The organism is Paenibacillus sp. UNC451MF, assembly GCF_000686845.1.
In the GTDB taxonomy this organism is placed as follows: Bacteria; Bacillota; Bacilli; order Paenibacillales; family NBRC-103111; genus Paenibacillus_S.
The window spans coordinates 101,024-107,292 of sequence record NZ_JMLS01000027.1 but is presented as its reverse complement, the minus strand read 5'-3'; the positions used below and the strand labels follow the sequence as shown (position 1 = coordinate 107,292).

At 43.1% G+C, this 6,269-nt stretch carries 5 protein-coding genes; 1 reads left to right on the top strand and 4 read right to left on the bottom strand.

Features of this window, described 5'->3' with window-relative positions:
* The 3 genes from BP97_RS40750 to BP97_RS0124980 form a co-directional block, all read right to left on the bottom strand.
* Positions 1 to 584 (bottom strand): hypothetical protein (locus BP97_RS40750; protein WP_197035532.1); only part of this gene is annotated, 584 nt, incomplete at its 3' end.
* A 40-nt stretch (positions 585 to 624) separates the two neighbouring features.
* On the bottom strand, positions 625 to 954 hold the full coding sequence (locus tag BP97_RS0124985; protein WP_028551577.1) for a hypothetical protein: 330 nt from the start codon (positions 952 to 954) through the stop codon (positions 625 to 627).
* A gap of 239 nt (positions 955 to 1,193) precedes the next feature.
* Positions 1,194 to 2,522, bottom strand: coding sequence for an ABC transporter substrate-binding protein (locus tag BP97_RS0124980; RefSeq protein ID WP_028551576.1), 1,329 nt, complete (start codon positions 2,520 to 2,522; stop codon positions 1,194 to 1,196).
* 485 nt (positions 2,523 to 3,007) lie between these two features.
* Here BP97_RS0124980 and BP97_RS0124975 point away from each other — a divergent pair, with 485 nt between their 5' ends.
* Positions 3,008 to 3,916, top strand: a complete 909-nt coding sequence (locus BP97_RS0124975) for an AraC family transcriptional regulator (RefSeq protein WP_028551575.1) — start codon at positions 3,008 to 3,010, stop codon at positions 3,914 to 3,916.
* Positions 3,917 to 3,986: 70 nt separating this feature from the next.
* On the opposite strand, the gene metE is transcribed toward BP97_RS0124975, so the two are convergent.
* Positions 3,987 to 6,269: a 5-methyltetrahydropteroyltriglutamate--homocysteine S-methyltransferase gene (gene metE / locus BP97_RS0124970; RefSeq protein ID WP_028551574.1), complete on the bottom strand. Its 2,283-nt coding sequence runs from the start codon at positions 6,267 to 6,269 to the stop codon at positions 3,987 to 3,989.

Below are 6,269 nucleotides of genomic sequence, written 5' to 3'. Positions count from 1 at the left end.
TCACCTGTAGATCCGGTTGCTCCTGTTCCACCTGTGGCTCCCGTCGAGCCTGTTGCTCCTGTGTCACCTGTAGATCCGGTTGCTCCTGTCGAACCAGTAGAACCCGTGGAACCAGTTGCCCCCCCGGCTGGTCCTGGAGCTCCTGTCGAGCCTGTTGCACCAGTTCCCCCTGTGGCTCCAGTTGCGCCTGTGGAGCCCGTTGCACCAGTTCCTCCTGTAGCTCCTGTCGAACCTGTTGCACCAGTTCCCCCTGTTGCGCCTGTGGAGCCTGTCGAGCCCGTTGCCCCAGTTGTTCCGGTTGCTCCTGTCGCTCCAGTTGCTCCAGTTGGTCCTACATATTCTTCATAGCCATACTCTACTTCAATTTCAGTATCGTCGTAGAGTTCTATCTCCATTTCACTCACTTCATTCCAATTAAGAGCGGCGAGAAATAGATTCATTTCTGCTAATCTTTCACTCTCGCTTTGGGAAGGGCTAAATTTGATCTCGTATTTTTCTCCATCATAATATTTAGCTTCAATTTCTTTGACATCTTCGATATCTAACGAATCCATAACGGTCATGAATATACTTAATTTACTCAAGAAACTGCCACCTCCTTCATTTTACTAGATTTCGTATTTCTTAATCATCGTCATCCTCATCATCGTCTTCTTCTTCATCATCGTCTTCTTCATCATCGTCTTCTTCATCATTTTCCTCTACGTCTCCTACTACTACAGCCTCTTCTCTACCTGGTAGCTCTATTGAGATCTTAACATCGTCAACATACTTAAACTCTACTTTGACTATTTGATCTAAACCAACAATCTTAACTAATTTCTTTAAAAACTTCTCATAATCGTCGTTTTCATCATAGGATACTGAGATTTTTTCTCCGTTTATGAGTTTGACTTTGATTTCAATAGGCTCCATGTCGAGAAGGGTTTTAATTAACTTTTTCAATTCCTCCAAAGTATTTCACCCCTCCCTATATAAATTTGAAACATTCTAGTTTCAATATGTAGTATATGATTACTAAAAAGGGGTGGCTTGGGCGAATGAGAGAAGGCATTCATTACAAAAATAACAGAAAATGGTTAAATCCATCACAAAAGAAAACATTATAAAGAAATTCGCTACAATTCCTGACGGCGCAAAAAACAGCCTACCTCTAGGGCAGACTGTTCGTCTCAAACGGTTTAGCGATTCAACTATTTTTTCTTATTTAATTCCTGTTCAATCGCCTTATCCGCATCCTCCTGCGTCTCCCTCAGAACAGTATTAACATCCTTTGCTCCAGTTGCGAGATTAGTGACAACACCGTTGATCTTCCCTGCTACGAGTACATGATACGGATTTGGCGGAGCCATTTTAGCAGGCTTGATTTTTAAAGCACCTTGAATATTTTTCCCTTTGGTCAAAGGCAAATCAGCAAGGAAATCCTTTCTTATGGACTCATCGGCCAGTGCAGTCAAGCGGCTTGACCGGTTTAGTATATTCTGCACCTCCGGCGAAGCGAATAATTGAATAGCTGCGAAGGCTTCCTCTTTATGCTGGGATGTTTTGGAAATCACCATCATTTGGGCCCCTGGATCAATGGTAATTCCTGGCTTATCCGTGAAGGATGGGGCTCCCACTATATCGAAATTAAGCTGTGACCCTCCTTTTTGAATAAACCCTAATGTATCGGGGATCCAGTTCAAGTACATTGCCGTTTGCTGATCTTTAACAAAGCTATCCTGGTTAGGCGGCAGCTTACCATCAACGACCATGCCTGGTATTTTATAAAATTCTTGTACCCTATCCAGAACGGACTTAAACGAGTCATTATTAATAAGAGCCTTATTCGTCTTCGCATCTACCAAAGGCATGGATTTCATTCTTGCGATAAACTCCGGATTGGGAGGCAGACTACCTCTAAATTGAACCCCGCCATCGTTATACGTCATTTTTTTGACGAGCGTGATATAATCATCCCAGCTAATCCCATCCGTTGGATAAGGTACCCCCCGCTTGTCGAACAAATCCTTGTTATAAAAGAGCGCCATCTGATTTAAAGCGAAAGGAATGCCATATATCTCCCCCTTGGTGCCTAGCTCCTTTATCCAATCGATATTCGGGCTGGAAAATTTATTGAGATCCATGTTATTAGACTTAACTAACGCACTGAGGTCAGAAGGAATATCCAAGTCTTGAAGCACAGAGAATCTGGAATTTGCGCCGTATACGATGTCAGGGGTCTGTCCTGCTGCTACGAGCTTGACTATATCTTCCCTCACGATTTTTAGAGTAATATGAGGATACTTCGCTGCTAACGGCTTAATCATAATTTGATCGAATTCTTCATCGGTCATATTCAGAAAATAAGGTGTTAGCGTAAGCTCGACAGGTGTTTTTGGCTTGGCATCAGCTGTTTTCATGTCGGGAGTCGACGCCGGTGTGCTTGGGCTGCTGCAGCTTGTGAGCAATCCGATAAGTAGTGAACCAACAGTTAGGTAAGAGGATTTTTGTATAAACCGATCAACAACTATATTGGTCATTGTTATTAACCCCTTTTTGATTAGATGGTTTTTTCTCCATGCTTACTTTTTGATCTGTACCAATTTTGCATGTTCTGTTCACTACTTTGTCGCTCCCCGCTCTTCGCGGATATTATGGCCGGTAAGCACTTTGCTTTGAACACGAATCCCCCTTCTTCACAATCAGTTATGTTCCTCTATCTACACAAACTCTACAAAATTATGTAAGCACTTTCATTTATTATAACAAAGACATCTCTGCTTTGAATGTCTTTTCTTTGTTATAAAATATCGTTGTATTGCTGTTCATTTATCCATTAATATTCCAGTCCATAGTACCTTGTTTGACCAAGAGCTGATATGTAGTCTAGTTTTTTAGAATATCAGCTACAACTCTGGATTAGTTTGTCATCGCAAGCAGCCCATGTGTGTGGTACAATGTTAATAATTCCCATTAACTGTCGTTTATTTAGTTAGACTATTTGGCGTAAGGAGAGGAAGTGTATATGAAGCTGATCGAGTTCGTTAACTTTATTGGTCGCGGCCCGTTTATATTGAATTATAGGCATGAATTGATTGGCTCCGTATATGATCAATTTCATTCGCACCAGGGGATTGAGCTTTTGTTTATACATGAAGGCTCTGGCCAAATCGTGCTGGATCAAAAAATACATAACATTACGCCCAACACCCTTATCCTCTTTCAACCTTATCAGCTTCACCGGGTGCATATGAATTTATGTGCCGCCAAATATTTACGAACGGTGCTCAAATTTGATCCGGTCTTTCTTGACACTCATTTGAAACCGTTTCCTGAGCTTCGCTCCTATTTTCGTTACATCTGGAAAGACAAGCTATTACAGCAAATTTTCCATCAGGAAGACAAAACCGAGCTTACCTTCTTGTACGAAAGATTTCATACAAGGTTATCTCAAGCTTCACAGGAAACCCGTAACGAAGAATTCATCATCTTTATCGTCTCGCTGCTCAATTACTTAAGAGACACTTCGTTGAAAGCGAATACATACACCCAAATGAAATCGGTTCGATCTGATCATCACACTGAAAAAGTAATGGACTGGGTGGAAGCGCATTACAAACAGAAGTTTTCTCTTGATGAACTTGCCGCGGACCTGCATTTATCGCCCTACTATATCTCTCATCTTTTTAAAGAAACAACCGGTTTTTCCATAACCGATTATGTGATAGCACGGCGGCTTCGAGAGGCTTGTCTGATGCTTGGCACAACCGATATGCCAATAAACAGTATTTGTTACGAGATTGGTTTGGACAGCACCTCTTACTTCTCTCAATTATTTAAGAAAAATATCGGAATGTCCCCTAAAGCTTTCAGGGGGGAGGTAGAGCTTAAATTCAAGTGTAATGGGATAGAAGTTCCGCGCAACACTTACTAATTAACCCCAAAAACCGCTCGGTATCTACCGAACGGTTCTTTTCATTTAGCTTGTTGCTATTCCTCTGGAGTTAAACTATATATTTTTCACGGGCGATGCGTGTTGCTTCTACCATGTTGCGCAATGAGACAACCGTTTCCTCATAACCTCGAGTCTTAAGCCCGCAATCCGGATTAATCCAAAATAGCTTAGGATCCAGTACGCGCAATGCCCGATCAATCATACTCGTCATTTCTTCAACCTGCGGAACACGCGGGCTATGAATATCATATACGCCCAATCCGATACCTAGCTTATAGGTTTGCAGCTCGAAGCTATGAATGAGTTCTCCATGACTGCGGGACGTTTCAATGGAAATCACATCTGCGTCCATGGCTTCAATAGAATCAATCATGTCATGAAACTCGCAGTAGCACATATGAGTATGAATTTGCGTCGAATCCTGTACTGTGCAGGTGGTCATTCGAAACGCTTTGACTGCCCATGCAAGGTAGTCCTCTTGCTCCTCTTCTTTAAGTGGGAGTCCTTCTCGAACCGCTGGCTCGTCAACCTGTATCATGCCGATACCTGCTTGCTCAAGCGCCTCCACTTCTTGTCTAAGCGCATAAGCCAGTTGGTAGGCGATTTGTTCACGCGGAATATCGTCGCGAACGAACGACCAATTCATGATCGTAATAGGTCCGGTAAGCATACCTTTCACAGGTCGATCGGTCCGGGATTGAGCGTACTTAGTCTCCTCAACCGTCATCTCTCCTTCAAAAGCTACATCACCATAAATAATAGGTGGTTTGACACAACGAGACCCGTATGATTGCACCCATCCGTTTTGCGTGAATGCAAAGCCTGCGAGCTTTTCACCGAAGAACTCTACCATGTCGGTTCTTTCAAATTCTCCATGCACGAGTACATCCAGACCGATTTCTTCCTGAAGCTTGATCCATATGTCGATTTGCTCTCTTATATAATCAGCGTACCTCTCATTGTTCCAATCCCCTTTGCGCCACAGCTGACGTGCCTTACGAACCTCAGCAGACTGAGGAAAGCTGCCGATGGTTGTAGTTGGGAAGATGGGTAGCTGCCATTTTTTCTGCTGATCGATATGACGCTCGGCAAACGGTCTGCTGCGTTCGAGGCGTTCATTACTTATGGCTGCCACGGCATGCTGCACGTCGCTGCGTCTGCGCACCCCGGACTGATCGAGCGTTTGATAAATTCGATCGTTCTCCTCTAATTGAATAGAGATATTGTTCGTATTATGAAATACACCTCTGGATAAAAGTACAATCTCATCGAGCTTTTCATCAGCAAAAGCAAGTGCTGCCTTTAATTCAGGAGCAAGCTTCTTCTCATGCTCGACCGTTACGGGAACATGGAGTAAGCTGCACGAGGATTGAACGATAATCCGGTCTTGCGACACCAATTCGGCCAATTCCTCTATTAATGAAATCTTATCTCGAAGCTGCGCTTTCCAAATACCGCGTCCATCTATAATTCCTGCACCTAAAACTTTGTCCTTAGGAAAACCATGCTCGCGAATCGAGGATAAGTTTCTGGACAATCCATGTACGAAATCAAGTCCAATCCCTTTGACAGGCAAAGCGACAATATCACTGTAGTGCTCTACCGATTCAAAGTAGGTTTGCAGCAAAATATTTATTTGAGGTACAGAGGCAGTTAAGGTTTCATAAGTCGACTTAAGTCGTTGAACGTCATCTTTACTTAACTTGGTTACAAGAATCGGCTCGTCCATTTGAACCCATACAACCCCTTCAGCAGCAAGCTCCTGCAGGACCTGAACATAAAGAGGTAGCAATCGGTCAAGCCATGCATCAGTCTCGGATTGGCTGTATCCTTTAGACAGCTTGAGGAATGTTAGCGGTCCAAGGACAACAGGCTTGCCATCGATACCCAAACTCTCCTTAGCTTCCCTATAAGCTATAAGGGGTTTATTCTCTGTTAATACTGGCGATGCACCCTCAAGTTCAGGCACAATATAGTGATAATTAGTATTAAACCACTTTGTCATTTCACTTGCTGTGGAATCCTTCGTCCCGCGAGCAATACCATAGTAAACAGATAACGGAACAGGTCCTCCATTATATAGGAAACGCTTTGGAATAATTCCGAACATAGTAGCTGTATCCAACACATGATCGTAATAACTGAAATCATTGACTGGGATGAAGTCGATCCCTTTCTCTTTCTGATTACGCAAATGACTAAGACGAATTTCTTTCAATTGGCTATGAAGCTCTGTCTCATCCAGCTTGCCTGACCAGAAAGATTCCAGCGCTTTCTTCCATTCTCTATCCGCACCAATACGCGGGTAACCCAACACACTGCTTTTCACCAT

Coding starts and splice junctions, on each gene's coding strand:
- BP97_RS0124975 (WP_028551575.1), top strand. CDS start 3,008: ATGAAGCTGATCGAGTTCGTTAACTTTATTGGTCGCGGCCCGTTTATA.
- BP97_RS0124980 (WP_028551576.1), bottom strand. CDS start 2,522: ATGACCAATATAGTTGTTGATCGGTTTATACAAAAATCCTCTTACCTA.
- metE (WP_028551574.1), bottom strand. CDS start 6,269: ATGGTGAAAAGCAGTGTGTTGGGTTACCCGCGTATTGGTGCGGATAGA.